This window comes from Halioxenophilus sp. WMMB6, from assembly GCF_033283405.1.
GTDB lineage: Bacteria > Pseudomonadota > Gammaproteobacteria > Pseudomonadales > Cellvibrionaceae > Halioxenophilus.
This window is the reverse complement of record NZ_JAWMQR010000001.1, coordinates 605,457-631,001: the sequence shown is the minus strand read 5'-3', so window position 1 is coordinate 631,001 and position 25,545 is coordinate 605,457. Positions and strand designations below refer to the sequence as shown.

19 protein-coding genes are annotated in these 25,545 nt (G+C 52.6%); 17 read left to right on the top strand and 2 right to left on the bottom strand.

Annotated elements, in window-relative coordinates:
* Positions 1 to 612 precede the first annotated feature (612 nt).
* From SBL51_RS02695 to SBL51_RS02685, 3 genes are all read left to right on the top strand, one after another.
* Positions 613 to 1,446, top strand: a complete 834-nt coding sequence (locus SBL51_RS02695) for a TauD/TfdA family dioxygenase (RefSeq protein WP_317928974.1) — start codon at positions 613 to 615, stop codon at positions 1,444 to 1,446.
* Positions 1,447 to 1,463: 17 nt separating this feature from the next.
* Positions 1,464 to 2,207: an SDR family NAD(P)-dependent oxidoreductase gene (locus SBL51_RS02690; protein ID WP_317928973.1), complete on the top strand. Its 744-nt coding sequence runs from the start codon at positions 1,464 to 1,466 to the stop codon at positions 2,205 to 2,207.
* Positions 2,208 to 2,344: 137 nt separating this feature from the next.
* Complete coding sequence (locus SBL51_RS02685) at positions 2,345 to 3,064, top strand: dienelactone hydrolase family protein (RefSeq protein WP_317928972.1); 720 nt, start codon at positions 2,345 to 2,347, stop codon at positions 3,062 to 3,064.
* 24 nt (positions 3,065 to 3,088) lie between these two features.
* Here SBL51_RS02685 and SBL51_RS02680 read toward each other — a convergent pair whose 3' ends face one another.
* Positions 3,089 to 3,883 carry a GntR family transcriptional regulator gene (locus SBL51_RS02680; protein WP_317928970.1) on the bottom strand — a complete coding sequence of 265 codons (795 nt, stop codon included), beginning with the start codon at positions 3,881 to 3,883 and terminating at the stop codon, positions 3,089 to 3,091.
* A gap of 405 nt (positions 3,884 to 4,288) precedes the next feature.
* Here SBL51_RS02680 and SBL51_RS02675 point away from each other — a divergent pair, with 405 nt between their 5' ends.
* The 11 genes from SBL51_RS02675 to SBL51_RS02625 all read left to right on the top strand — a co-directional run bounded on the left by SBL51_RS02675 (position 4,289) and on the right by SBL51_RS02625 (position 17,086).
* Entirely contained in the window at positions 4,289 to 5,659 is a 1,371-nt protein-coding gene (locus tag SBL51_RS02675; RefSeq protein ID WP_317928968.1) for an aromatic ring-hydroxylating dioxygenase subunit alpha, read from the top strand.
* A gap of 123 nt (positions 5,660 to 5,782) precedes the next feature.
* Positions 5,783 to 6,958: a CoA transferase gene (locus tag SBL51_RS02670; RefSeq protein ID WP_317928966.1), complete on the top strand. Its 1,176-nt coding sequence runs from the start codon at positions 5,783 to 5,785 to the stop codon at positions 6,956 to 6,958.
* An 80-nt stretch (positions 6,959 to 7,038) separates the two neighbouring features.
* Positions 7,039 to 8,205: an acyl-CoA dehydrogenase family protein gene (locus SBL51_RS02665; RefSeq protein WP_317928962.1), complete on the top strand. Its 1,167-nt coding sequence runs from the start codon at positions 7,039 to 7,041 to the stop codon at positions 8,203 to 8,205.
* A 40-nt stretch (positions 8,206 to 8,245) separates the two neighbouring features.
* The gene (locus SBL51_RS02660) at positions 8,246 to 9,139 is read left to right on the top strand and encodes a CoA ester lyase (RefSeq protein WP_317928961.1); all 894 of its coding nucleotides are present in this window, start codon (positions 8,246 to 8,248) and stop codon (positions 9,137 to 9,139) included.
* Positions 9,136 to 10,407 (top strand): acetyl-CoA hydrolase/transferase family protein, encoded by a 1,272-nt coding sequence (locus SBL51_RS02655; protein WP_317928959.1) that lies wholly within the window; start codon positions 9,136 to 9,138, stop codon positions 10,405 to 10,407. Before SBL51_RS02660 ends, SBL51_RS02655 begins: the two co-directional genes overlap by 4 nt.
* 3 nt (positions 10,408 to 10,410) lie before the next feature.
* Entirely contained in the window at positions 10,411 to 11,178 is a 768-nt protein-coding gene (locus SBL51_RS02650; protein ID WP_317928958.1) for an enoyl-CoA hydratase/isomerase family protein, read from the top strand.
* 267 nt (positions 11,179 to 11,445) lie between these two features.
* On the top strand, positions 11,446 to 12,216 hold the full coding sequence (locus SBL51_RS02645) for an enoyl-CoA hydratase/isomerase family protein (protein ID WP_317928957.1): 771 nt from the start codon (positions 11,446 to 11,448) through the stop codon (positions 12,214 to 12,216).
* A 43-nt stretch (positions 12,217 to 12,259) separates the two neighbouring features.
* Complete coding sequence (locus SBL51_RS02640) at positions 12,260 to 12,889, top strand: carboxymuconolactone decarboxylase family protein (protein WP_317928956.1); 630 nt, start codon at positions 12,260 to 12,262, stop codon at positions 12,887 to 12,889.
* Between the two features lie 49 nt (positions 12,890 to 12,938).
* The gene (locus tag SBL51_RS02635; protein ID WP_317928955.1) at positions 12,939 to 14,186 is read left to right on the top strand and encodes an MFS transporter; all 1,248 of its coding nucleotides are present in this window, start codon (positions 12,939 to 12,941) and stop codon (positions 14,184 to 14,186) included.
* Between the two features lie 211 nt (positions 14,187 to 14,397).
* Positions 14,398 to 14,958, top strand: coding sequence for a TetR/AcrR family transcriptional regulator (locus SBL51_RS02630; RefSeq protein ID WP_317928953.1), 561 nt, complete (start codon positions 14,398 to 14,400; stop codon positions 14,956 to 14,958).
* 100 nt (positions 14,959 to 15,058) lie between these two features.
* Positions 15,059 to 17,086, top strand: coding sequence for a molybdopterin-dependent oxidoreductase (locus SBL51_RS02625; RefSeq protein ID WP_411860447.1), 2,028 nt, complete (start codon positions 15,059 to 15,061; stop codon positions 17,084 to 17,086).
* Positions 17,087 to 17,156: 70 nt separating this feature from the next.
* On the opposite strand, the gene SBL51_RS02620 is transcribed toward SBL51_RS02625, so the two are convergent.
* Entirely contained in the window at positions 17,157 to 18,263 is a 1,107-nt protein-coding gene (locus tag SBL51_RS02620; protein ID WP_317928949.1) for an HD domain-containing phosphohydrolase, read from the bottom strand.
* Positions 18,264 to 18,830: 567 nt separating this feature from the next.
* Between SBL51_RS02620 and SBL51_RS02615 the strand changes: the two genes are divergently transcribed.
* The 3 genes from SBL51_RS02615 (at position 18,831) to SBL51_RS02605 (ending at position 25,457) form a co-directional block, all read left to right on the top strand.
* On the top strand, positions 18,831 to 22,082 hold the full coding sequence (locus SBL51_RS02615; RefSeq protein ID WP_317928948.1) for a PAS domain-containing protein: 3,252 nt from the start codon (positions 18,831 to 18,833) through the stop codon (positions 22,080 to 22,082).
* Between the two features lie 121 nt (positions 22,083 to 22,203).
* Positions 22,204 to 23,322 carry a PleD family two-component system response regulator gene (locus SBL51_RS02610; RefSeq protein ID WP_317928947.1) on the top strand — a complete coding sequence of 373 codons (1,119 nt, stop codon included), beginning with the start codon at positions 22,204 to 22,206 and terminating at the stop codon, positions 23,320 to 23,322.
* 407 nt (positions 23,323 to 23,729) lie between these two features.
* The gene (locus SBL51_RS02605; protein ID WP_317928945.1) at positions 23,730 to 25,457 is read left to right on the top strand and encodes a thiamine pyrophosphate-binding protein; all 1,728 of its coding nucleotides are present in this window, start codon (positions 23,730 to 23,732) and stop codon (positions 25,455 to 25,457) included.
* The last annotated feature ends 88 nt before the right edge of the window (positions 25,458 to 25,545 follow it).

Sequence of the window (25,545 nt, the reverse complement as noted above, 5' to 3'; positions counted from 1 at the left end):
ACTTTTTGTCTACATGCTACCCCAAACCGTTGGTTAGCCATTGGTACGTTATCTGCTTTTTTCCCCTCGGAATGGAGATGTTTTTCAACAAATTTTCCATAAAATAATTCCAACAGATAATTAATATCTGTTGAATAGTTGAGCTGGTTCGGGGGGTAATATGGCTCGCAAATGCTTTTATTCAAAAGGGGCCTAATTATAAAAACACCTGGAATTACAGTATCGAAACCGCTTTGCTGCGCCTGCACATTCAACAAATGTAATAGCTCTGTTTAATATTTTGGTCTGGACAAACTTAAACATAGCGATTGGCAACTAACGGTGTATAAATATGGGTGGCACAGCTATTATTAGCCGTATAGATCAATTATATTTGCCGTCCCGGACTAGTATGTAGCAATCTGGTCAATTCCGGCCCGGGGAATTGCCCCGCTAAGGTATGGGTGCTAGTTTTTGTCCATACTTTTGGCCTTGTGGCGCCGACGAATAGGCTTCACTGCTACGCTTATTGGTATCAGACCGATTCCATACGGCTATGAATTCCAGTTTTCGATATTGCCCCGATCCGTTATTGAAAGATGTTTTCGGATAGTTATTAGGAGAGAAAGTAAAATGACACTGCAATCCAAAGAGATTAAGCCTTTTATTGGTTCACAGGTTTTAAACTCCAAAGAAGAGTTGTTAAGCGGTAAATATGCAACAGAAATTCGTGAGCTATTGGAGCAGCGTGGTGTTCTCGTATTTCCTGAAATTAATTTTACTGATGAAGAACAGGTAGCCTTTACCAAAACCCTTGGCAAATTTGCTCCTGAGTTGCTCAATGCTGGCGAAGAGGTTCACAAGATCACTCTTGATACCAAGCACAGCGCCAGCGCCGAATACCTCAAAGGCTCTATGTATTGGCATATCGACGGTACCATGAATAAGGTACCTATTTTGGCTTCTATCCTCTCTGGTAAGGTACTTTCCCCCGAAGGCGGCCAAACTGAGTTCTGTAATACCTACGCCGCTTACGAGCAGTTGTCTGACAAAGAAAAAGCCGAATACGATGGCCTTACCGTTATGCACTCGGCCTGGAACTCCCTCTTCTTCTACGAGCCCGAGCCCAGTGTTCAAAAGCTGCAGGCAATGATGGCTATTGGTGATGCCGAGCTGCCATTGGTTTGGGCACACCAATCAGGTCGTAAATCTCTGGTGCTTGGTTGTACCGCCTACCAGGTGGTTGATAAGCCAGCCAAAGAGAGTGCGCTTATCCTCAATAAACTGCGTGATTGGGCGACTCAAGAACAATTCACTTACAGCCACGAATGGACCGTGGGCGATACCGTAATGTGGGATAACACCGGCACCATGCACCGCGCTCGCCCCTACGATCCAGCCTGTGGCCGCATGATGCACCGCACCAAGTTGGAAGGCGAAGAGCCTATCGTCGCTGCCGCCAGCTGATTGCGGAGACTAGGATAATGTCCGTTAACAAAGTTGCCGTCGTTACCGGTGGTGCCAGTGGTATTGGCAAAGCGATCAGCCAGCAGTTGGCTCAGGAAGGTGTTGCGGTCTCTGTGTGGGATCTCAATGCCGATGCCACCCAGGCGACAGTCGATGAGATTGTCGCCGCTGGCGGCCAGGCGATCGGTTGTGTAGGCGATGCCGCCGACAAAGCCGCCATCGCTGATAATGCGCAGAAAACCCGTGAAGCCTTTGGTGCGATTACCATCTTGGTTAACAACGCCGGCATCACCGGGTTTATCCCCTTCCTGGAGATCGACGAGGAGACCGTTGATCGCATTTTGCGAATCAACGTCAAGGGCCCCCTCCTCTGCTGCCAGGAGATGATTCCCGATATGCTGGAGGCGGGTTGGGGGCGTATCGTTAACGTTACCTCCTCTTCCGCACAAACTGGTGCGGCCCGTATGGTTCACTACGCCACCTCCAAAGGGGGTGTGATGTCGATGACCAAATCCTTGGCCATGGAGTATGCCGATAAAGGCATTACTGTGAACAACATTCCACCGGGCTTCATCGATACCCCGATGATGCGGGCATCGCCGATTGGCGCTGCGCTGGATCAGGTTATTGCTGCATCACCAATGAAACGGGCGGGCCAGCCTGAAGATATCGCCGCCGCCTGTTCTTATCTGGTTTCAGATGCTGCGGCCTATGTCACCGGCCAGACGATCAATGTCAACGGTGGCCGTTACATTTGCTAGTCTCTAGCCCAGCGGGAGCTTAGGCTCCCGTTGCGTCTTCTCCCCATCTCCCGTATTTTCTCTCTGACTTCTGGTTTAGCGCCCTTCGCTGGGGTTCGCTGAGCCAATCCATTCATATTCAGCAATAAGGAAAGGCGATGGCTATCCAGACTAGAACGGTAGAGTACAACGATGGCGGTGTGTTGCTTGAAGCCTATATGGCCTGGGATGACAGCATCGCACAGCCCATGCCCGCGGTCGCTGTGTCGCACGCCTGGGCCGGGCGCACCGAATTTGAAGACAACAAGGCGGAGTATCTGGCGCAATTGGGCTATGTGGGGTTTGCCTTGGATATGTATGGCAAGGGCGTTCGCGGCTCTTCTGCTGAGGAAAACGCCGCCCTAATGACCCCGTTGGTGCAAAACCGGGCAGCACTACAACAGCGAATCGCCCTGGCCATTGAAATCTTACGTGAGCAACCGGAAGTGGATGCCGACAAAGTGGCGGCTATTGGGTTCTGTTTTGGCGGCTTGTGCGTTCTGGACTTGGCCCGAACGGGGGCGGAGGTAAGTGGTGTTGTTAGCCTGCATGGCCTCTTTATGCCGGCCGATAACCTTCCCTCACCGAAGATTTCCGCCAAGGTGCTCTGCCTGCACGGTTACGATGACCCCATGGTGCCGCCAGAGCAGGTGAATGCGCTGGCCAGTGAGCTGACTGCAGCCGGTGCCGATTGGCAGATACATGCCTATGGCAACACCAAGCATGCCTTTACCAATCCACAGGCCAACGACGATGCCGCCGGAACTGTCTACTGCCCGGTGGCCGAGCGGCGGGCCTTGATCAGTATGGAGAATTTCCTAGCGGAGATTTTTGCTTAATCGTATGAGCCTGGCGGCGGGTTGTTAGGCTTTTACCCGCCGCATGGTCATGGAGTGCTGATAGCGCGAAGCCGGGTGCACGTTAATAGTTACCTGGGCCACTTTATCATCCGAGGTTTTGTAGGTGCGCCGTACAATCAGCGCTGGCGAACCGGCTTCAACTTTCAGTACCTCTGCCAGTTCGGCGGTTATCAGTGCCGCTGAAATCTGTTGCTGAACCTCAGCAATTTTCAACCCGAACATATCTTCAATTAGTGGGAATATCGGGCCGCTCTGGCGCTGCAGTAGCCGGCCAACAGCGGCAAAATCGCGATTGATGTAATACTCGGTCCAGCAAACCGGCGTAGAGGACTCTCGCCCATGCCGATAACCACTCACCTGCAGCCATTCACTGTTCAGCGGCAGGCCTGTTCGGCCACTCTGCTTGTCGTCGATTTTGATCATTGTTATCGGGTTGATAACAAAGTGGGTGTCAGAGGCAAACGCCACCAGGTCATTAATCGACATCACCTGGTGGATATCCGAGGCGTTGGAACTGGGTGGGATCACCAGTGTACCCGCGCCCCGCCGTGAAGAGACCAGCCCGTCATCCCGTAAAATTCTTAATGCTTCGCGCACCGTGTAGCGGCTTACTGAAAAGCGCTCGCACAGGTTGTCTTCAGTGGGCAACAAAGACCCGACAGGGTATTTGCCGCTGACTATCTCGTTTTTAAGGGTGCGGGCCAGCTGCAGATAGAGTGGGTCATCGGAGCCGGACTTGGGCAGATTTGAGGATGATTTGCTGCTGCTGGCAGGTTTGGCATCGACTGGCTTATTCACTGGGCTCTATTCCATAATCGAAAATTATCCTTGTTCTGAGCGCGGTACTGGCGTCCATAGCAGGTTAATTCTCTCCTCTGTTTGGCGTACTGCATGGGTACGCCATTTCTGCGCATTATGCCTAGCGGCGCCCGGAAAGCCAAATGGCAATCTGGCTCAGGCCGAGCTCTGGTTTGGGACTCTTCTTGCTCGACGAACAACTATTAGTCCGTACATATAATTATGTTATTCGATGATTCATTCCGTAAAAATGTTGCGAATACGCTTTTTGACATCGTAAATGTATGGACATATTATTAGCGCTTTGCCACGCATGTCCAGTGTTGCCGGCGGCCGTAATCAATGGCCTCACTCTGCGAGTCTGGCCAAACTATCGATAAAAGAGATCCCAAAAGCGAGGGCGCCATGAGCGACAACGATAACAAGATAGCCGTAACCGATCTTACCGAAGCTGTAGTCATCCCCACCGAGGCCTATATCTCGGAAGAGTACGCCCGCGCAGAAAGAGACAAGCTGTGGCGAAAAGTTTGGCTACAAGTTGGCCGGGTAGAAGATGTACCGGAAGTCGGTAACTACCTTACCTTCGAAATATTGGACGACTCCATCCTCATCGTACGGTCCGATGAAGAGACCATCAACGCCTACCACAATGTCTGCCCACACCGAGGTCGTCGCCTGGTTGATCCGCCCAAAGGCGAGCGCAATGGCAGTGGCAAAAAAGCCAACTTCGTGTGTGCCTACCACGGCTGGCGGTTTGACCTTAACGGCAACAATGACCGTATCCCCTACCGTGAAGACTGGCAGGGTGCGCTTACCGATGAGTGTGTTGGCCTGGCCAAGGTTAACATCGATTTTTGGGGTGGCTGGATCTGGATAAACATGGATCCCGATTGTGAGCCGCTACGCGATTACCTGCAGCCGGCCGCCTCGATGCTGGAGCCCTTCCAGCTGCAAAATATGCGTGTTCGCTGGCGTAAATGGGGCATCTTCGACTGTAACTGGAAGGTCGCCCTGGAAGCGTTCAACGAAACCTACCACGTCGCCACAACCCACCCGGAATTCAACAAGTTTGGTGAGTTTCGCGGCTGGGCGAAAGCACAGGGCAAGCACAGTAACCTGGGTTACGAAGCCCCGAAAGATATGGACCAGAACCAGTCCGCCAAGCTGCGCCTGGGCATGAATGCCGACCCTCGTCTCTCCACCGCTGAAATGCAGGTCTACACCTGGGAGAAGGCCAACACCAATACCACCGCGACACTGGTTAATGCCGCGCTGCGCTTAAAAGATGACCTGCCGGAAGGTACGCCACCTGGTGAGGTATTGCAGCACTGGTTAAAAACCGCGCGCAGCGACGACGAGGCGCGCGGCGTTGTCTGGCCTACAGTTGATCCCAAGCATGTGGGCGAAAGCGGTACTGCCTGGCAGATCTTCCCTAATTTCCAGATCGGCCATGCCGTCAACAATATGCTCTGCTACAGCGCCCGCCCCTACGGCTACGATCCTGACAAATGCATTTTTGAGGGTGCGGTCTACGAGCTCTTCCCGGAAGGCGAAGAGCCAAACGCCCCCTGGGAGTACTGCGAAGCCACCGAAGAGGCTTGGTGTTATGTCCTCTCCCAGGACTTCTCCAACATGGCCGCAGTACAGCAGGGTATGAAATCCGCCGGTTTTACCGGGCCGAAACCCAACCCCTACATGGAGCGAGCCACGGCCAACCTGCACCGCAATTTGGCCGCCTACATGGGTACTGGCTCACCTGAAAAAATTAAAAAGTAGGCCGTAGGTACCCCGCTCTCTGGCTTTTGCGTCTCTAGCAAAGCTCAGCGGGCCAACTTAAAGCAGACAAACCCATTCAAGCCCTTTGAATGCGAGCAGGTAACACCGTCGGAGTAGATTAGTGTGAACAAGACAGGCCCACTGGCAGGAATAACCGTTGTTGACCTCACCTCTATGGTGATGGGGCCCTACAGTACCCAGATCATGGCGGATATGGGTGCAGAAGTGATCAAGATCGAGCCACCTGGTGGTGGCGATCCCACCCGGTATGTATCGACTGGCACAGAGCCCGGAATGAGCGGTGTTTTTATTAACGTGAACCGCGGTAAAAAAAGTGTTCAATTGGATTTGCAGTCGGATGAAGGCAAAGCGGTCATCCGCAAAATGGTGGAAACCGCCGATGTCTTTATCCACTCTATGCGCGCTAAGGCGATTGCCCGGCTGGGTTTCAGCTATGAAGATATCGCCGCGATCAACCCCAAGATTGTGTACACCAATTGCTACGGTTATGGCCGGCGCGGACCCGATGCCGATCTCCCCGCTTACGACGATACCATTCAGGCCGAATGCGGCCTGCCGGCGGTTCAGTCGATGCTGACTGGTGAGGCCAATTACGTCGGCACCATTATGGCCGACAAGGTGGCCGGCCTTACCGTGCTCTATGCCACGGTGATGGCGCTGTTCCATCGGGAGCGCACCGGTGAAGGCCAAGAGGTAGAGGTGGGCATGTTCGAAACCATGGCCTCGTTTATGTTGGTCGAACACGCCGACCAGGCCATTTTTGATCCCCCGGTTGGCCCTGCCGGCTACCACCGGGCCATCGCCCCCAATCGCAAACCCTACCAGACCAAAGATGGCTACATCTCTGCGCTTATCTACAACGACAAACACTGGTCGTTGTTTGTCGATGCGGTCAAGCCTGAGTGGGTAACCCCAGATATGGCAACACTGGCGCAACGGGCCAAACGTATTAACGAAGTGTATGGCAATTTGGGTGTGACCTTTAAAGAACGAACCACCGACGAGTGGTTGCAGTTATTCCGCAAGTTGGGCATTCCCGCCGCACCGCTGCGCTCGCCCGAAGAGCTGTTCGATAACCCCCATTTAAATGCTGTCGGTTTCTTCGAGCGCATCGAAACCAGCGGTGGCACCGTGCGCTTTCCTGGCCCGCCCACCTGGTTTTCGAAAACGCCCGGTAAAGTCCACGGCCCTACCCCCCACCTTGGCGCTGATACCGAGGCGGTGTTGGCCACTTATGGCTTTGCCTGTGCTAACGACGAGGTCATCGCCGACCAATAGTCATCGCGCACCCTATTACCTATCTGGCGGGGTCGGTGATCATTACCGCTCCGCCGCGCTTGAATGAAAGGAGCGAAATCGTGGATTTCTCTTACACCGAAGACCAACGCAATATCCGTGAGGCAGTCTTAAAGCACTGTTCTCAATTTTCTGATGAGTATTGGCTGGATGTGGATCGCAAGGGAGAGTTTCCCTATGAGTTTCATATGTCCATGGCCGAGAGTGGCTGGCTGGGCGTAGCCATGCCGGAGAGTGTTGGCGGTGCCGGGCTCGGCATCACCGAGGCCGCCATTATGATGCAGGCAGTCTCTGAAGCCGGTGGTGGCATGACCGCCGCCTCCAGTATTCATGGCCCGGTATTCAGCCTGGAGCCCATCGATCTGTTCGGCACCGAAGAGCAAAAGCAACGGATGATTCCGCCCATTCTCTCGGGCGCGCAGAAGATGTGCTTTGCGGTCACCGAGCCCAATGTCGGCCTCGATACCACCAAGTTAAAAACCCGTGCCGTTAAGGTCGATGGTGGTTACCAGGTCAATGGTGAAAAGATCTGGATCACCAACGCCCATGTCGCCGATAAAATGATGCTGCTGGCACGTACTACTCCCCTGGAAGAGTGCAAACGCAAAACCGATGGCCTCTCTCTCTTCTTTACCGACCTCGACCGCAGCAAGATTGAGCACCGCCTGATCCCCAAAATGGGTCGCCATGCGGTGGGCTCCAATATGCTGTTTATCAATGACCTGTTTATCCCGGAGGAGGATCGCATCGGCAACGAAGGCGATGGTTTCAAGATCATCCTGAAAGGCTTGAACCCAGAGCGGATTCTATTGGGTGCCGAAGCGATTGGTCTGGGCCGCGTGGCGATTCAGAAAGCGGCCCGTTACGCCCAGGAGCGAGTGGTCTTCGACCGCCCCATCGGTATGAACCAAGGCATTCAACACCCGCTGGCTAAGTGTTGGGCTCAGGTAGAGGCCGCTAATTTGATGGTGATGAAAGCGGCCACCCTGTTCGACAAGGGCGAAGAGTGCGGCGTAGAGGCCAATACCGGTAAATACCTGGCGGCCGAAGCCGGTTTTGAAGCTTGCCACACCGCCATGCTGACACTCGGTGGCATGGGCTACGCCCAGGAGTATCATGTTGAGCGCTACCTGCGCGAAGTGCTGATTCCACGCACAGCACCGGTTAGCCCGCACATGATTCTGAACTTTATTGCCGAGAAAGTGCTCGAGCTGCCCAAATCCTACTAATTCAGATAACTACTAGGCCAAATAACTACGAGAAGCTTCCATGACCGAGACTACAGATTACGCGGTTCCCCGCTCCTGGCTGTTTGCTCCAGGCGACAGCGACAAAAAGATGGCCAAAGCCACCGACGGCCCGGCCGATGCGGTAATTTTCGATCTTGAAGATGCCGTTTCGGAAGAAGAAAAATCCAATGCCCGCAATAAGATATCGGAATTTCTTAAAGCACAACCTGAGGCGGCTCGCGCGCGTCTTTGGGTGCGCGTAAATCCGCTCGATGGCCCCCATACCTTAACCGACCTGGCCGCGGTCATGCCCGGCAAACCGGGCGGCATTATGCTGCCCAAAGCCTATGGCCGCGCCGATGTCGAATTGCTCGACCACTACCTCTGCGCACTGGAGGTTGCCAACGGCATCCCACAGGGTGTTACCAAGGTCATTGTGCTGGTGACAGAAACCGCCGATGGCATGTTTACCACGGGCAGTTACAAAGATGCGCCACGCGTGATCGCCATGACCTGGGGCGCTGAAGATCTGGCCGACGCCATTGGTGCCAGCGAAAACCGCAATCCCGATGGCAGTTATGGTTTCACCTACGAGCTGGCGCGCAGTCTATGCGTATTGGGCGCCGGAGCCGCCGGTGTGGCCGCCATTGAGACCATACAGGGCGATTTTAAAGACCTTGAGGGTTTGAAAAAGCGGGCTGAGAAGGTTCGCCGCGACGGTTACCGCGGTATGCTCGCTATTCACCCAGCTCAGGTTGAGGTTATCAACCAGGCCTTCACGCCCAGCGAAGAGGAGCTGGCCGCGGCCCAGGAGATCGTCGATCTGTTTGCTGCCAACCCAGGCGTGGGCACCATCGGCTACAAGGGTGCCATGCTCGACCGTCCTCACCTGGCGCGTGCCCAAGCCCTGTTGGCTCAGGCAGGCCGTTCATGACACGGGTTTTGGATACCAGCCAGTTGGAGTTAAGCCAATACCTGCGCTCAGGTGACCACATCATTATGGGCCAGGCCTGTGGTGAACCGACCAGCCTGGTAAAATCGTTGATCGACCAGGGCCAGGCCATCGGTAACCTCTCTGCCTTTATCGCCACCAGCTTTTCTGGCCTGTTTACGCCGGAAACCGCCGATAGTTTTCACCTCTACAGTATGGGTGCCATCGGCTCCCTGCGCATCATGACCAAAGCCAACAAGCTGTCGGTGATTCCCATCCACGTCAGCCAGGTGGCGCCCATGATTGAGGCTGGCATCATGCCCTGTGACGTCGCCTTTATTCAGGTGAGCCCAGCCGATGAGCGCGGTTACCACAGCTGTGGCTTGATCAGCGACTATGTGCAAGCTGCCGTAGACAAAGCACGGGTGGTGATTGCCGAGGTCAACGAACAGGTGCCTTTCTGTAATGGTGAGCTGATCCACTCGTCGGCCATAGATGTCGCCGTTACCGTCTCCAACCCACCGGTGGAGGTGCCGCCGGCGAAAATCAGCGACCTTGATCAGGCCATCGCCAACCACTGCGCTGCCTACATTGAAGATGGCTCGGTGATTCAAACCGGTGTTGGTGCTGTGCCCGATGCCATTTTGCGCCTGCTGCACGATCGCAAAGACCTGGGTGTGCACTCCGGCATGCTGGGTGATGGCTTGGTGGAGTTGATGGAAGCGGGGGTTATTACCAATGCCCGCAAGAAGATTGATACCGGGGTCTCTATTAATGGTGCCCTCATTGGCAGCCGTCGGCTTTACGACTTCGCTCATCAAAATCCTAATATCCGTATGTGCGCCACCTCCTATACCCACGATGCCGCCGTACTGGCGCAATTGGAGAAGCTGGTCACCATTAACTCGGCCATGGAAGTGGATTTAACCGGCCAGGCCAACGCCGAACAGAGTGGTTCCAGCTATATGGGCGGTACCGGTGGTCAGGTCGACTTTGTGCGCGCCGGTGCCCGTTCCAAAGGTGGCCACGCGATCATTGCCCTGCCTGCCACCGCCAAGGGCGGCTCCATCAGCCGCATCACTGTCGACCTCTCCGGCCCGGTGACTACGGCGCGTACCGATGTTGACGTTATCGTTACTGAATTTGGGGCTGCGGAATTAAAAGGCCAGTGTCTGGCCGAACGCGCCCGCCGTCTGATTGAGATTGCCCACCCCGACTTCCAGGAAGAGCTCTCCCGGGCGGCCCATACCATCGCACAACGAGGCTTTTAATCGATGAGTGACGCAGTTTTATTTGATGCCCGCGATGACGGCATCGCCATCATAACCATCAATCAACCCGAAACCCGTAACTGCCTGAGCAAGGTAGTGCGTGAAGGGTTGTTTCAGGCTTGGGACCGGTTCGAGCGGGACGACAAACTACGCGTCGCCATTTTAACGGGCAGCGGTGAAAAGGCCTTTTGCGCCGGCGGGGACCTGAAAGAGATGGTCACCACTGGTATGAAAGTGCCGCCTCGGGATATGTTTCCCGTGCCCTACGATACGGTGGAGCTCTCCAAGCCAACAATTGCCGCCGTGAATGGTGTCGCTTTTGCCGGTGGCTGGATGATCGCGCAAGCTTGCGACCTCTGTGTGGCTTCAACCACCGCTAAATTTGCTGTTACCGAGGTAAAGGTGGGCCGCAGTTCACCCTGGGCTTCGCCGCTTATTCATATGATTCCTCAGCGCATCATGATGGAGATCCTGCTAACCGGTAAACCAATCACTGCCCAACGCGCCTATGAGATAGGCCTGGTAAACCGCCTGGCTGAGCCGGCTGAGCTGCTCGATAAGGCACTTGAGCTGGCCGGAGAAATTCTCGACGGTGCGCCACTGTCGGTAAAAGCCGCCCGCGAGACGGTGATGGTCTCTACGGAGATGGGCCGCTCTGCTGCGCTTATCGCCGCCCGCCACGCCTCTGAGTACTGCTACAACAGTGATGATGCCCAAGAGGGTCCGCGCGCCTTTGCTGAAAAACGCCAGCCCGATTGGCAGGGCAAGTAATCGAAGGGCCACCGTCACCGGCGGTGGACTACCCTTCCCACGGCGCCATTTTTCAACTTGCGCGGTATCTTTTACTTAGAGCCCTAACCGGCTATGTGAAGGATTTAAACCACTTGCCACTTTGGCTTATATCGCCGCTCCCAGGTCGAATGTCCCTTTGCTCAAGCACAACTAGGCGGATAAACTTAGCGCCTCGTATTAATAATCAACAATGCTGCATATAAGCATTGGTTTATCGTCGCCAGTGCCGGCAACAGGAAGCAGACCATGTCCGAACAGATCGATGTAGAAGTTCTCGGCCATATCGCCAAGATCACTTTTCAAAACCCACCCCTCAACTTTGCCACCGTCAGTTTGTTGCGCGGTATCGCCGATGCCTTGGAGAGCCTGGCTGCTGATGATGACGTTCGCTGCGTGGTGCTTACCTCTGCCACCGACCTCTTCTGCGCCGGTGCCGACCTGGCCTCCCCCAACGGCTTTGGCGCCGAAGGCAGTGACCCCTTGCGCGAATTCTACGACCAGGCGATTCGTATTTTTGCCAGCCCCAAGCCCGTGGTGGCCGCCATCGGCGGTGCGGCTATTGGTGCCGGGCTGGGTTTGGCGGTAGCGGCCGATTTTCGGGTTGCCACCGCTAACGCCCGCTTTGCCGCCAATTTCGTTAAATTGGGGTTCCACCCGGGCTTTGGCCTAACCCACACTTTGCCCCGTCTGATTGGCCAGCAGCGGGCAGCTGAGATGTTCCTCACCTCTGACCGTTATAAAACTGAAGAGGTAGCTCCCTGGGGGCTGGTCGACCGGATTGCGGAAGACGGCACTCTACTTGATAACGCCATGGCGTTTGCCGAGTCAATTGCGGTTAATGCGCCCCTCTCTATTTTGGCCACCCGGGCGACGCTGCGTAAAACCCTGGTACAAGAGGTCACCGAAACCCTGCTGCATGAACATGCCGAACAGTTAAAGCTGCAGGTGACCGAAGACTTTGCCGAGGGGGTGCGGGCGGTAAACGAACGCCGGCCAGGAAATTTCAAAGGCTGCTGATCCAACCTTTGGCCCCAATCAAAACAATAATCTGGAGATAACCATGTCTGATTCTAAGAGCGCCCGTTTGGCGCCCTTGCCCATCCCTGAATGGGATGACGAAATTATGGATGCGCTGGGAGCCTTTCCCGGCGGTTTGAAATTTGTGATGACGCAATTTCAAAGTGAAAGTGGCGATATGCGCGGCAGCCATGTGCTGGGCATTTTTGCCAACTACCCTGCGCTCGCCAAAGCATTTTTAACCTTTAACAACCACGTTGCCGCCAACAGCAGCCTCACTTTTCGCGAACGGGAGCTGCTGATTCTACGCACCGGATGGTTGCGAAAATGTGAGTACGAATTTGTGCAGCATATTGTTTTGGGCAAACGCTCAGGGCTTACGGAGGAGGAGATCGCCGGGATTCAACAGGGGCCGGATGCAGCCATCCTACAAGCTGAAGACGCCTTATTGGTACGGGCCGCCGATGAATTGCATAAGAACACTGATCTGAGTGATGCAACCTACTTGGCGTTATCGGAAAAGTACAATCATCGGCAAATTATGGACATCATCGGTTGTGTTGGTTGCTATACCATCATTGCCTTTATGGCCAATAGTCTGCGCGTTCCCATGGAAGAGGGAGCGGTGCCTCTGGATGACACAACTCGAGCAGAGATGCTTAATCAACAGTAATAAGACACGCGTTAAAGATTAACAATAGAAAATAACAAGAGGGCTGACAATGCATTCACCCACGGCCGCTGACGAGTGGCGAAATTTTTGGTACCTGCCCATTGCTGCCGCTTTGGGCTATGCCACTTCAGTAATTTTTGTCTACGGATTCAGCCCGTTTATTGTGCCATTGGAGAACGAATTTGGTTGGAGCCGACGAGAGATCTCATTTGGCATTACCATCGCCTCATTCACCAACGCCCTACTCTGCATGCCCATTGGCATGCTGGTCGATAAAATAGGCCCCAGGGTTGTTGGCCTGCTAGGTATACTGCTGATGGGTGTGGCGTTTGCGTTATTGGGTACTGCCACCGGCAGCCATAGCAACTGGATTTTGCTCTGGCTTGGTATCGCCTTTGCCGTGCTATTTATTCAGGCAACGGTATGGACGTTGGCTGTTACCAGCCGGTTTACGGCCTCGCGCGGGTTAGCCCTGGCCATAACACTCTGTGGCGCCTCTGTGGCGGCAACAATATTCCCACCTATAGCCCAGTATTTAATCTCTAATTTCGGTTGGCGTATGGGCTTTATTGGTATGGGGTTAGGTTGGGCAGCGTTAGTGTTTCCGGTACTATTTTTCTTTTTCAAAACAGCGAAAGAGGCCAAACACGAACCTGTGGTTGGCAGTAATCCTGCACAAAAAATACTCAAAGGGCTAACCATTAAAGAGGGGTTGCGTTCTCCAGCTCTCTATAAACTGTTACTGGCCGGCGGTTGTTTTTCATTTACTATTATCGGTATTTTTGTCCACTTCGTGCCCATTATGGCCGCCCTGAAAACCACGGGTAATGTGGCTTCAACATTGAGTTCTTTAATTGGTATTTGCTCTATCGTTGGGCGGTTGGGCACTGGTTTTCTGCTTGATCGATTCAAAGGTTACGCAGTCGGTGGCTGTGCTTTTATAATGCCGCTCGTTGGTTGTTTGCTGTTGGTGGTAGCGGGTAACAATTTTATCTGCCAGGTAATTGCCGCGATGACCATCGGTTTAACACTGGGTGCGGAAGTCGACGTTATTGCCTATCTGGCGTCGAAATATTTTGGCCGTAAAAACTTTGCTGCTCTGTATGGTGCACTGGTTGGGGCGTTAACGCTGGGCACAGCGTTTGGTCCGCTAACCGCTGGTGCCATTTACGATCATTTTAAAAATTACGAACCATTCTTAATGATTTCTGCAGCCCTGTTGGCCGCCAGTGCTATTGCCCTATTTAGCCTGGCAAAAACACCCATAGTGGATGAGTCGGCCGCTACCGGTCATTAACAGTACCCCACAATGGGTGTTAGACACCATTGCCACTCAACTTCCCTGGGTGGCAATGCCCTATCGGTTAAGCCCCGTGCGATTTGATTTTCAGCCCACTTAATTAGGCCTACTTCGCTGCTCTATAACCGACGTTAGTACAGCTCGATTTACCCCATAGCCACCTTCACGTATTCTCAGTTTATTCACCGACTAAAAAGACTCAATCGCCATGACGGAGCAGCACAAGGTTGTTAAGCGCAGGAACGCCGTACAGACCCGGGCCAGTATTTTAACGGCTGCGTTTGATGCCTTTGCGGAGCTCGGTTACGCCAAAACCGGCACGCGTGAAATAGCCAGCAAAGTGGGTATCTCATCATCTTTGATTAATCGTTATTTCGGTAGCAAAGCCAATCTGTTCGAAGAGGCGCTGGTGCACGGCATCTACAGCCATAGCCTGTTTGTGCAGAACAAAGAGCATTTTGGCAGGGAGATGGCCAAGTTGATGGTGGGTGAAAACAACCCCAATTTAACAGCCATGATGGTAATGGCCATCGCCGACCCGCAATCCCATGCCATCGCTCAAAAGGTGGCTGCCCGACATGTGCTGGAGCCCCTGGCTGAGTGGCTGGGGCCTCCACAGGCTAAAGCGCGGGCAATTAATATGTTGGTGCTTTTAAACGGTTTTTCTATTCAACTCAAACTCACCCATACACCCATGCCTAAGGATTCCATCCGCTGGTTTGCGCGGGCACTACAAGCCATTGTCGATGGTGGTAATCAAGCCTCGTAAAACCTTGCTCAGGACGGTTGCTATCGCCCCGCCTCTTGTGAATAATTGATCAATTGATCACTTATAACAATAACCAAGGATATCAACGGGAGCACTGTCAATGGCCGCAGCCGAGATAGAAACCAAACCTACCTATTGCAAAGTGTGCATGGTGCACTGTGGTCTGGTGGCTGAAATCCAAGACCAACAGGTCCTCAAGGTGCGAGGAGATCGAGCACACCCTCTCACGCAGGGCTACACCTGTCCTAAAGGCCGTGCCATTGGCCAACTTCACCATGCTCCCGAAGCGATTACAGAGCCACTGATGAAGCAAAATGGTGAGTTGGTGCCTGTCTCTTGGGATGAAGCTCTGGATGACGTTGCTACTCGCTTGCAATCAATTATTGATAAACATGGCCCGCACTCGGTGGCGATCAATTTCGGTAGTGGTTTGGGGCTGGACTCCTCTGGTTATGCCATGGAAGAGGCGCTCTACCGGGCGTTGGGTTATGGCCCCAAATTTACGCCACTGACAATCGACGGCGTGGCCAAGGTGTTAGTGGCCGGTAGTATGGGGGCTTTTCCCGGGCTTAACCCGAAAACCGACTACGACAATGTTGAGCTGTTGCTCTATGTGGGTACCAACCCGATGGTCAGCCACGCGCACAATACCGGCATGTTCAATCCGGCTACCTGGATCAAGGCGGTGGCAAAACGCGGAGAGGTATGGACCATCGATCCACACTTTACCGAAACAGCGGCCCTCTCCACTCGCCATGTGGCTGCCTACCCCGGTAAGGATTATGCGATTCTCGCTTGGCTCACCAAAGAGATCCTGGATGGCGGCCCCATGGATCCCCAGCAACCTATCCAGGGGTTAGAAAATTTACGTGGCGCATTGGATGGCTTGGAGTGCAGTGTGGCCGCCGATATTGCTGGCGTTACAGAGCAGGAGTTGAAAGATCTGCTGGCGGCCGTTCGCCGTCATGGCAAGGTGGTGATTGAAACCGGCACCGGCATTACCATGTCATTCGGTTGCAACATGACTCAGTGGTTTGCCTGGTTGTTGATGATCCTTACCGGAGCAATGAACAGGCCGGGTGGCACTTGGTTTCATCCGAGTTTTCTAACCCCATTCGAATCTTTCGAGCTACCCCAATTGGACCCCTGGACACCAGGCTCCAATACCCGTCCGGAAGTACCGGGTATCATTGGCGATTGGCCCTGTGCGGTACTACCCGATGAGATTAAAGCGGGCAACATCCGGGCATTATTGAATTTTGGTGGCCGGTTGTTGCGCGGCTTTCCCGATACCAATGAACTGAGCCAAACACTCGGCGAGCTTGAATTGAATGTCACGGTGGATATATTAAATAACGAAACCACCGCTTACAGTACTCATGTTCTACCCACCAAAGATGCCATCGAGCGACCGGAGTTTACCCGCTGGGATACCCTGGCTTGGAATCTCTCACTACAATACTCCGAAGCCCTGGTAAAACCTTTGGGCGAGCGCCGTTCAGCCTGGTGGGTTATTGCTGAAATAATGCGCCGTTCGGGCATGCCCGTAGCCGAACATGTGCCAGTGGATGACCGAACTGCTGGTGCCGATGAGACCATGCTGGCGCACATGATGGGCAGTGCCCGCTGCTCTTTTGAGGAACTTAAAAAGGCGCGCTATGTGGAGTTGCCGATGGAATTTCCTGCGCGGTGGCTCGATAACCATATCGAACGCATTGGCGGCTGGCGGCTTGTTCCGGAAAAGCTTCTGCAACAGTGGCAACAGATCTATTCCACGGACAAGGCCCAACTCGGCCAACCCAAACCGCTCTGTTTTTCATCGCGTCGTCAGCGTCGAAAATTTAACGCGCAATTGGATTTTTTAGGTGCCGAGGCCGATATGCTCATACACCCCATTGACGCGGCTGCGTACAACATTGGCGATGGGCAGAAGGTTCGCGTCTCCAATGACAAAGGCGCGATTGAGTTAATTGCTCGCATAGACACTGGCATGCGAGCGGGCGTGGTATCTATTCCTCATGGCCATCTTGAAGCAAACATCAATAAGCTTACCAGTAAGTCAACAATCGACTCGATCAGTGGCATGGCGCTCTATTCGGGAGTGCCTGTTACCATTGAGGCGGGCTAAGATGGTTGCCGAGGTTTTCTCCCGGGGGCTTTGTATTGAGGAAAGAGAGAGCGTTGGCAATGCCCTCGAATCAGGCGTGTAGACTGACGGCTTGGTCTCCGTACTGATTTTGAATAGACCTTACTTGCTCTAAATGTTTAAGGAACACTTCAACCAGCTCCGGATCAAAATGGACGCCGCTATTGGTCTTTATAAACTGAACAGCCTCCTCAAAAGGCCATGGCTGTTTGTAGGGCCTTCTTGAAACCAGAGCATCAAATACATCGGCAAGCGCAGCTATTCGCCCGGACAGGGGTATATCCTCGCCATACAACCCATTGGGGTAGCCGGAGCCGTTCCATTTTTCATGGTGAGTTAAAGCAATATCCTTAGCCATCAGCAACAGGTCAGAGTCGTCACCGTCCAATAACTTAGCGCCAATCACCGTATGGCTCTGCATTACCCGCCACTCTTGCGCATCAAGCTTACCGGGTTTCAGTAATATTTTATCGGGAATGCCTATTTTACCGATGTCGTGCATGGGACTCGCGTTTAGCATCAGTTCACATTGCCCATCATTCCAGCCGATGGCAGAAGCCAGCAGCACGCAGATGTTACTCATGCGCAAAATGTGGTTGCCGGTCTCTTCGTCTCGGTACTCGGCCGCCTTACCCAGTCGTTGAACCACCTGTAGCCGCGTGTGGCTTATCGCCTCGGTTCGCTCTTTAACCAGGGCAGACAACATCAAATTCTGATCACAGACAAGCTTGTGCGCCAGGTGGGCTTCCAAAAGATTGCGCACACGGGCTAACAGTTCATTGCGGTTAAATGGTTTGGTGACGTAGTCACGCGCACCATTGGCAAAGGCCTGTAGCAGGTGCTGGTCTGAAACTTGCGCGGTAAGCATGATTACCGGGGAAGGCAACTCATCGCGTAGGCCTTGTAATTGCGCCATCACCTCGTAACCGTTGAGCGTTGGCATGTTAATATCCAACAGAATCAGATCTGGTTTGTTGTGCAGGTAGAGAGGAATCACCTCCAAAGGGTTGTTGAGCAGAGTGAGGTTATCGTAACCAGCGCTGCGCAATATGCGATCAATCAGCTTAAGGTTAGTCGGCTCATCATCCACCACTAATATGTGGGCATGATGGGACGAGTTGTTTATGTATTTGTCGGCTCTTTGGGTTATTGGGCACACGCTAAGACAGGCTCCATACAGAAAATCCATCCGTAAATAAGGATAGAGCATGATGCCTGGATGGTGCCAAAATATTTCGATATTGCAATGGTTTACACCATTTATCTAACCTGAAATGGAATTTATTCTCGCATCGAATTTGATCGAGCATTCTGCTCTGCGGCCGAGCGCCGTAACAGAACGTTCATACAAAATAGTTTTTTTCAATGACCTGTATCAAGCCGCAGCGAGAACAAGTATTAATTCAAATGATATTGATCTATATCAATGATACTTTGGTCTACACTGTTTATTTATGCGCCATTAGTAAGTAAAACATTGATCAGTACCGTAAGACCCGCAATTACTTAAATAGCTAATATTAGATATTGCTGACATTCGTTTTAACTTGCTTTCCGCCCACCCTGCTTCGGCGAGAGTTCGGCAGCTGTTTTGCTACTACTGCCAGAGTTTAAGCAACCAAAGCTGTAGTCAGGAACGGGATTCGGATGCAAGAAAAATGAGTGGTTATTCCAATTGGAAAAAGTAGTTAACTAGAGCCAGCAGTTGTAAATATTAGGCAAGACTATGGTGGTAAACAGTAACAATCTCGAGGGAATTCAGGACCTCTCGGGCAATGTGGTTTGTAATTGGGAGCGATTGGCCCAAGCGCTCAATCAGCATGCTATCGTTAGCATTGCTGATGCCAAGGGCAATATTGTTTATGCCAACGACCTTTTTTGTGAAATCAGCGGCTACAGCCAATGTGAGCTGATCGGTCAAAACCATCGTATTGTAAAATCCACTCATCACTCTAATCGTTTTTACACCGAGATGTGGCAAACCATCAGTGCCGGGCAGCTGTGGAAAGGAGAAGTCTGCAATCGGCGTAAGGATGGCAGCCTTTACTGGGTAGAGTCTTCAATAACCCCCATTTGTGACGCTTACGGAAAACCCAAACAATACATTTCCATCCGCACCGATGTCACCGCAGTTAAACTGGCAGAGCAGGAGCACAAACTACGCGGCCAATTACGTGGTGCGCTATCGGAAATTGGCCAGGTTCTACTCTCCTCCAGCAATCCCAATATCGAACCGCTGATAGACAACGCGTTAAATATTTCCCAAAAGACTTTGGGCAGCAGCCAAATTACACTGTTTTTGCAACAGACTAAGAACTCAACTATCGCTTACGAATTACTCTCCTGTGCGCCGAGCAACAGGAAACAAGATTGTGCGCAGATGCGGCAGAATTGCCTCAACCTGTTACAGGATGCCGACAAATTTCGCTACCGCATTACCACACTGCCACGTTCCATAGATAACACTCTTGGCGAATTCCCTAGCCGTCAGGCCGTGGTTCTACCCATTCATATTGGCGATCAGATCTCTGGAGTATTGGTGGTCAGTTACGACCACGATATAGAACCGTGGTGGCAAGTGCGTGAGTTCTTCGTTCTGCTCTTGCGCGACATGATTATCAGTGCGACCAAGCGCAGCCTCACTACCGCAGAATTAGCCCGCTCCAAAGAGCGCTTACGCCGTGGCCAGGCTTACGCCAACATAGGTACCTGGGAGTGGGATATACGCACCGATGAACTTTTTTGGTCGGAAAAAATTGCACCACTATTTGGCTATAAAGAGGGTGACCTGGTCACCAGCTACCAAAACTTTATTAATGCAGTCCACCCGGAAGACCGTAAGTCCGTTGAACAGGCAGTGGCAGATGCCGTTGAGAAAGATGCTCCCTACGATATCGAACACCGGGTGGTTTGGCCTGACGGCAGTGTCCGTTGGGTATTGGAGCGCGGTGCGGTGCAGCGAGCTCAGGATGGTACTCCGTTACGTATGATTGGGGTTGTGCAGGACGTTGATACTCGAAAATTAGCCCAATTGAGTCTGGAGCATAGGGAAGCGCAGTTATCACAAGCACAAACGCTAACCAAGTTGGTTAGCTGGTACGCCGACTTTAAAAATAAAACCTTTGAGGCTTCCGCCAACTTTGCTGAGCTGTTTGGTATGGAGCCGGACGGCTCTTCCTCTACCGTGGACCGCCTGCACGAATTGACCTACCCAGATGATCGGGCAGTGGTGAATGATATCTATCGACAGGTCCTGGAGGGTGGAAGCTACAGTATTGTGCACCGTATATACCGAGCAGATAACCGGGAACTCCGTTTTGTAAGAGGCTCCGGTGTTGTCACTCTCAATAACAGTGGCGGTATCGATTCTATACAGGGTACTCATCAGGACATTACCAATTTAATGTTGCTGGAGGACCGTTTGCGCGATATGGAGCAGCGTTTCTCCTTTGCGGTAGAGGGCGCTGGTTACGGGCTTTGGGAATTTGACGTCAACAATAATCGCGTCCGGCTCTCTCCTACCGCCCTGTCACTGCTCGGCTACTACGGTGATTTTCCCGAATCGGACGATATGCCCGATACCTGGCGTGCGTTGATTCATCCGGCAGATTATACCCAGGCTCGCAAGGCGATATTCGATTTTGCTCATGGCCGTGCCGACCACTTCCATATGGAGGTTAGGCTGCAACACGCAGATGGCAGCTACAATTGGTTTCTAACGCAAGGCAGTATTATTGAATATGACCAGACCGGTAATGCCAGCAAGTTGATTGGTGTAAATACCAATATTGATGAAATTAAACAGAAAGAAGCGGAATTAATTCGCGCGCGCAATGAAGCATTTCAGGCAAATCAGGCCAAATCAGAATTTCTTTCCAATATGAGCCATGAGCTGCGCACCCCCTTAAATGCCATTCTTGGCTTCGGACAATTGTTGGAGCTGGATGATAGCCTCTCCAATGAGAGCAAAGACAATCTTCTGGAAATATTAAAAGCTGGTCGGCATCTGCTGGCACTAATCAACGAAGTGCTTGACCTAGCCAAGGTGGAAGCAGGCCGCTCTGATCTAGCGCTTGAGCCCGTGCAGGTCGGCCCGCTTATCACTGATATCTGCACACTGCTGCGAGGGGTCGCATTGACTAACTCGGTCGAGCTGTTAGTGGGCGAACTCTCTGATCAGCCTGTAAAAGCTGATCCGGTTAAGTTAAAGCAGGTGCTGATTAATTTGATCAATAATGCGATTAAATATAATCGCAAAGGTGGGTCGGTGCTGGTGTCTACTAAGCAAATAGGACCCAGCCGCCTGAGAATTGATGTTGAAGATACTGGCTATGGCATAAGCCCCGAAAAGCTGGCCGATATATTCGAACCATTTAACCGGTTAGAGAAAGATAAAGCGGATATCGAAGGCACCGGTATAGGGCTAACCTTAACGAAAAAATTCGTGCACATGATGGGGGGGGAGCTGGGTGTTAGTAGTAAAGTGGGTGTTGGCAGCCGTTTTTGGGTAGAGATAGAAACCCTGGAGTTTGACCAATATCTTCCGGTGTTAGCGCACAGTGACAAGAGCCCTGGTGAGACTCTGCCCACAACCATCCAGAAAACGGTTCTATACATAGACGACAATTTGGCCAACTTACAGTTGGTAAAGAGTATTTTTAAAAGCGCGGAAAATATTCGCTACCTGGAAGCGCACGGTGGGCCATTAGGCCTGCGCACCGCGCAAGCCAACCAGGTGGATCTGATTCTTGTCGATCTAACCATGCCAGAACTGGATGGCTTTCAGTTGCTGGAACTATTTCGTGCGGATAGAAAACTGCAGTCAGTGCCTATCATTGCCGTAACAGCGGCAGCAATGTTGAACAATATCACTAAAATCAAAGCAGCAGGGTTTGATGGCTATATTACAAAACCTTTTGATATCGGCCATTTTAACAATATAGTGCGCCATCATTTAGAGACCACCAGTACCGTTTAGGTAACGGAAGCACAGGCCCACCTCGCGCAAAGCTTGCACTAAGCTTTGCCCTTGGCTAGGGTCATGTTAACGGTACTCCTAACCCCATATACCAAGGAACTCAATTTTCGAGAGTGGCAGTATGTATCGAATTTTGTCGGTTGATGACGAATCCACTAATCAGAAGCTTATACAAAGTGCGCTTGGCCAGTATTATGAGCTGAGCTTCGCGACCAGCGGTGAGGAGGCTCTCACCCTTTTCCAGTCTGTTGCACCAGATTTAATACTATTGGACGTCCACATGCCTGGCATGGATGGCTTAAAGGTTTGCCGTGAAGTGCGCAAACTTGCCGCTGCGGAGCAGTTACCGATTATTTTTGTGTCAGCGTTAACCACACTGGAAGACAAGCTCAAAGGCTATGAGGCGGGAGCCAACGATTACATTGGTAAACCCATCCTATTGCCAGAGCTCGCCTCCAAAGTGCAGCTGCTGCTTCAGCAAAAGCAGCGCTATACCGAAATTGAATCCACTCTGAACGGTACCCGCCAGGCGATGTTCTCCGCTATCCACTACGCCGGAGAGCTGGGCGAAGTGATCCGATTTTTTGAGAACAGTTACGGCGCTAACGATTTTGCTGAGTTGGCAAAGGCGATTTTCTCGGCTACTGATCATCTAAACTTAGCGGTTTCAGTACAGCTGCGCTCTGCAGATCGGGAAGAAAACTTCTCTTCCCGTGAAATTATTCCACCATTGGAGGCGGAACTGCTCAGCCTGGCCAGAAAAGGTGGCCGCATCATCAGCTTGAACAACAAGTCGATCTATAACGGCAAGGGTGTGACGATTCTGGTAAAAAACATGCCGCTGGACGATAGCGAGTTGTGTGGCCGCATTCGTGATCACCTGGCGATACTGTTGCGCGCTTGTGAAGCGCAACTGGAGTTAATCGAAACCCGGCAGCAGCTGCGCGCAGTGCGCAATCACCAGATCGATCAGCTCTGCCGCGAGGTGAGCCAACAGCTGAATGGTGTGCAAGAGCTGATTGGGCAGTGCGCTTGCGAACTTAGTGATGGGTACCAGGAGTTTGCCCTCAATTTAAAAGAGGCAGCGCTGTTGGCCGATATCGACGTCCGGCAGCAACAGGCGCTCATGTCCGCACTAAAACCCTTGAGTCACGCCCAGGAGACCTCCAGTAAGCAACAGGCGGCCATCAGCCAGATCATTGCCGGTATTATTACCTCGCTTACCACCATGAGGGATTAGCCTCCCTCCCCGCTGGCGTTGCTCACTCCTCCCTTACCTTGGGTTGGCAACGTTGAGAACCCCAGCCATCGGCTTTCGCCGCCGCCATCATGTTATAAGCCTGTCATTTGTCCGTACTAATGAAGGCATTTTTTATTGATTCCAAGAGGCGCAAAAGGTATTCTTGTGCGTCTATAAGTCACAGACTTTGGCTCTTCAAGCACGTTAAACGGCTTGGGTGCTGTAAAAAGCACGGTAAATTTGTCTGTACAAAAACTTAAGTCAGGGTTAGCAAGAGGCGGGCTTCACGCTACCGCCGATTGCCAAGTTTTATGGGCTTCTTTCCGGTGCAGCCGGCTCACGCAGAGCGACGCCAGGAAGTGCCAGCGCGCTAACAACAGCTATTTAAAATAACGGGAGAATAATAGATGACCGTGAAAGTTTATGAACGCATCCTCGAACTCTTTGAAGCCGAGGGTGTAAAAGCCGTCTTTGGTATCCCTGATCCCAACTTTGTGCACCTGTTCGTTGCAGCTGAAAAGCGCGGCTGGACCGTTGTAACCCCGCACCACGAGTTGGCCGCCGGCATGATGGCTGAAGCCTATGCCCGTATGAATGGTACACCGGCGCTCTGTATCGCCACACTCGGCCCAGGTATTGCGCTCTCTTCCGGTTCCATGATGAACTCTTTGGTTGAAAACTCTCCGGTGATCTACATCGGTGGTCAACGCGCTCGTATTACTGAACGTCGTGTTCGCCGCGGCCGCATCCAGTTTATTCAGCAGGAATCACTGTTCGAAAACTCCGTTAAGTGGAGCGCGAGTATCGAATACGCGGATCAAACCGATGAGATCATCCGCCACGCTTTGCGCGTTTGTCAGTCTGGTACTCCTGGCCCCGTCTACATCGAGTACCCATCACACGTTATTCAACAAGATCTGGATGTGCCCCCTGCCCTGCCACCTGCAAAATACCGCTTGGTGGAGCCGGGTGCCGACGGCAACATGGTTGCCCAGGCCGCTGAACTGATCAAAAATGCCGAGTGCCCGGTTTTATTGGTTGGCCACGCAGTTCAGTGCACCCGTGCTGGCGCCAAAGTGCGTGAACTGGCTGAGCTGATGGGTTGCCCGGTTCTGCAAACCTCGGGTGGTACCGCCTTTATTGAAGGTATTGAAGATCGCACCTTCCCTTACCTGTTTGCCACTGTTGCCGACGAGATCGTCGCCAAATCTGACGTGGTGGTGGCGATTGGTACTGAAATTGGCGAGCCGGTTCACTACGGTGTTGGTTATCTGTGGAAAGAGGGCAATGTCGATCGCAAGTGGATCAATATCGAACTGGACGCCGAAGCCATTGGCCAAAACCGCCCCATCGATGTCCCCCTGGTTGGCGACCTACGCACCGTTGTGCCGCAGCTTTCTGCCGCCTTGAAAGATTCTCCGCGTGCCGAACATCCAGACCTGGCCCGCTGGGTCAAAGAGGACAAAGAGCGCCTGCAGAAATTAACCGAACAGGATTTCACCACACCCAGCGGCCGTGTGCACACGGGGCAGTGGGTAATTGAAGCCACCAAAGCCATGCCAGAGAACGCTATTCATGTGCGTGATGGTGGCTGTACCGTGATCTTCACCTGGACCTACCTGCAGAGCAAACCACGCGATGTAATCTGGAATCAGAACTTCGGCTGCCTGGGTACTGGTCTGCCCTACGCGGTGGGTGCCTCTATCGCGGACGGCGGTAAACGCCCAGTGTTGTTCACCACCAGTGACTCCGCTTTCCTGTACCACATCGGTGAGTTGGAAGTTGTCCAGCGCTTTAACCTGCCTATGGTTATTGTGGTGGCGGTGGATAACGCCTGGGGTCTGGAAGTGGGTGTTTATAAGCGTACCTTCGGCCACGGTAACACCAACGAGCCTGGCGTACACTGGAGCAAGAATGTCCGCTTCGATGAAATCGCCAAAGGCCACGGCTGTGAAGGCGTTTACGTTGAGAAAGGCGAAGATCTGGGTGCAGCCATTACCGCTGCCTTCGAAAGTGGCAAGCCAACGGTAATCCACGTACCCATCGACCCTGTGATCAACCACGGTGGTAACCAAAACCTGGATACTCCCAATTACGATCGCTTCCGTACCTGGTACGCAGAGGGTCAGCAGTAACTCATACTGCAAACAAAAAAGGAGACCAGATGGTCTCCTTTTTTATGCGCGTTTACCTCATTTTTTTATTGTAGATTTAACCGGCGAG

Excerpts from the sequence above, each read along its gene's own strand:
- SBL51_RS02695 (WP_317928974.1), top strand. The coding sequence starts at position 613 with ATGACACTGCAATCCAAAGAGATTAAGCCTTTTATTGGTTCACAGGTT.
- SBL51_RS02690 (WP_317928973.1), top strand. The coding sequence starts at position 1,464 with ATGTCCGTTAACAAAGTTGCCGTCGTTACCGGTGGTGCCAGTGGTATT.
- SBL51_RS02685 (WP_317928972.1), top strand. The coding sequence starts at position 2,345 with ATGGCTATCCAGACTAGAACGGTAGAGTACAACGATGGCGGTGTGTTG.
- SBL51_RS02675 (WP_317928968.1), top strand. The coding sequence starts at position 4,289 with ATGAGCGACAACGATAACAAGATAGCCGTAACCGATCTTACCGAAGCT.
- SBL51_RS02660 (WP_317928961.1), top strand. The coding sequence starts at position 8,246 with ATGACCGAGACTACAGATTACGCGGTTCCCCGCTCCTGGCTGTTTGCT.
- SBL51_RS02655 (WP_317928959.1), top strand. The coding sequence starts at position 9,136 with ATGACACGGGTTTTGGATACCAGCCAGTTGGAGTTAAGCCAATACCTG.
- SBL51_RS02650 (WP_317928958.1), top strand. The coding sequence starts at position 10,411 with ATGAGTGACGCAGTTTTATTTGATGCCCGCGATGACGGCATCGCCATC.
- SBL51_RS02645 (WP_317928957.1), top strand. The coding sequence starts at position 11,446 with ATGTCCGAACAGATCGATGTAGAAGTTCTCGGCCATATCGCCAAGATC.
- SBL51_RS02640 (WP_317928956.1), top strand. The coding sequence starts at position 12,260 with ATGTCTGATTCTAAGAGCGCCCGTTTGGCGCCCTTGCCCATCCCTGAA.
- SBL51_RS02635 (WP_317928955.1), top strand. The coding sequence starts at position 12,939 with ATGCATTCACCCACGGCCGCTGACGAGTGGCGAAATTTTTGGTACCTG.
- SBL51_RS02630 (WP_317928953.1), top strand. The coding sequence starts at position 14,398 with ATGACGGAGCAGCACAAGGTTGTTAAGCGCAGGAACGCCGTACAGACC.
- SBL51_RS02625 (WP_411860447.1), top strand. The coding sequence starts at position 15,059 with ATGGCCGCAGCCGAGATAGAAACCAAACCTACCTATTGCAAAGTGTGC.
- SBL51_RS02615 (WP_317928948.1), top strand. The coding sequence starts at position 18,831 with ATGGTGGTAAACAGTAACAATCTCGAGGGAATTCAGGACCTCTCGGGC.
- SBL51_RS02610 (WP_317928947.1), top strand. The coding sequence starts at position 22,204 with ATGTATCGAATTTTGTCGGTTGATGACGAATCCACTAATCAGAAGCTT.
- SBL51_RS02605 (WP_317928945.1), top strand. The coding sequence starts at position 23,730 with ATGACCGTGAAAGTTTATGAACGCATCCTCGAACTCTTTGAAGCCGAG.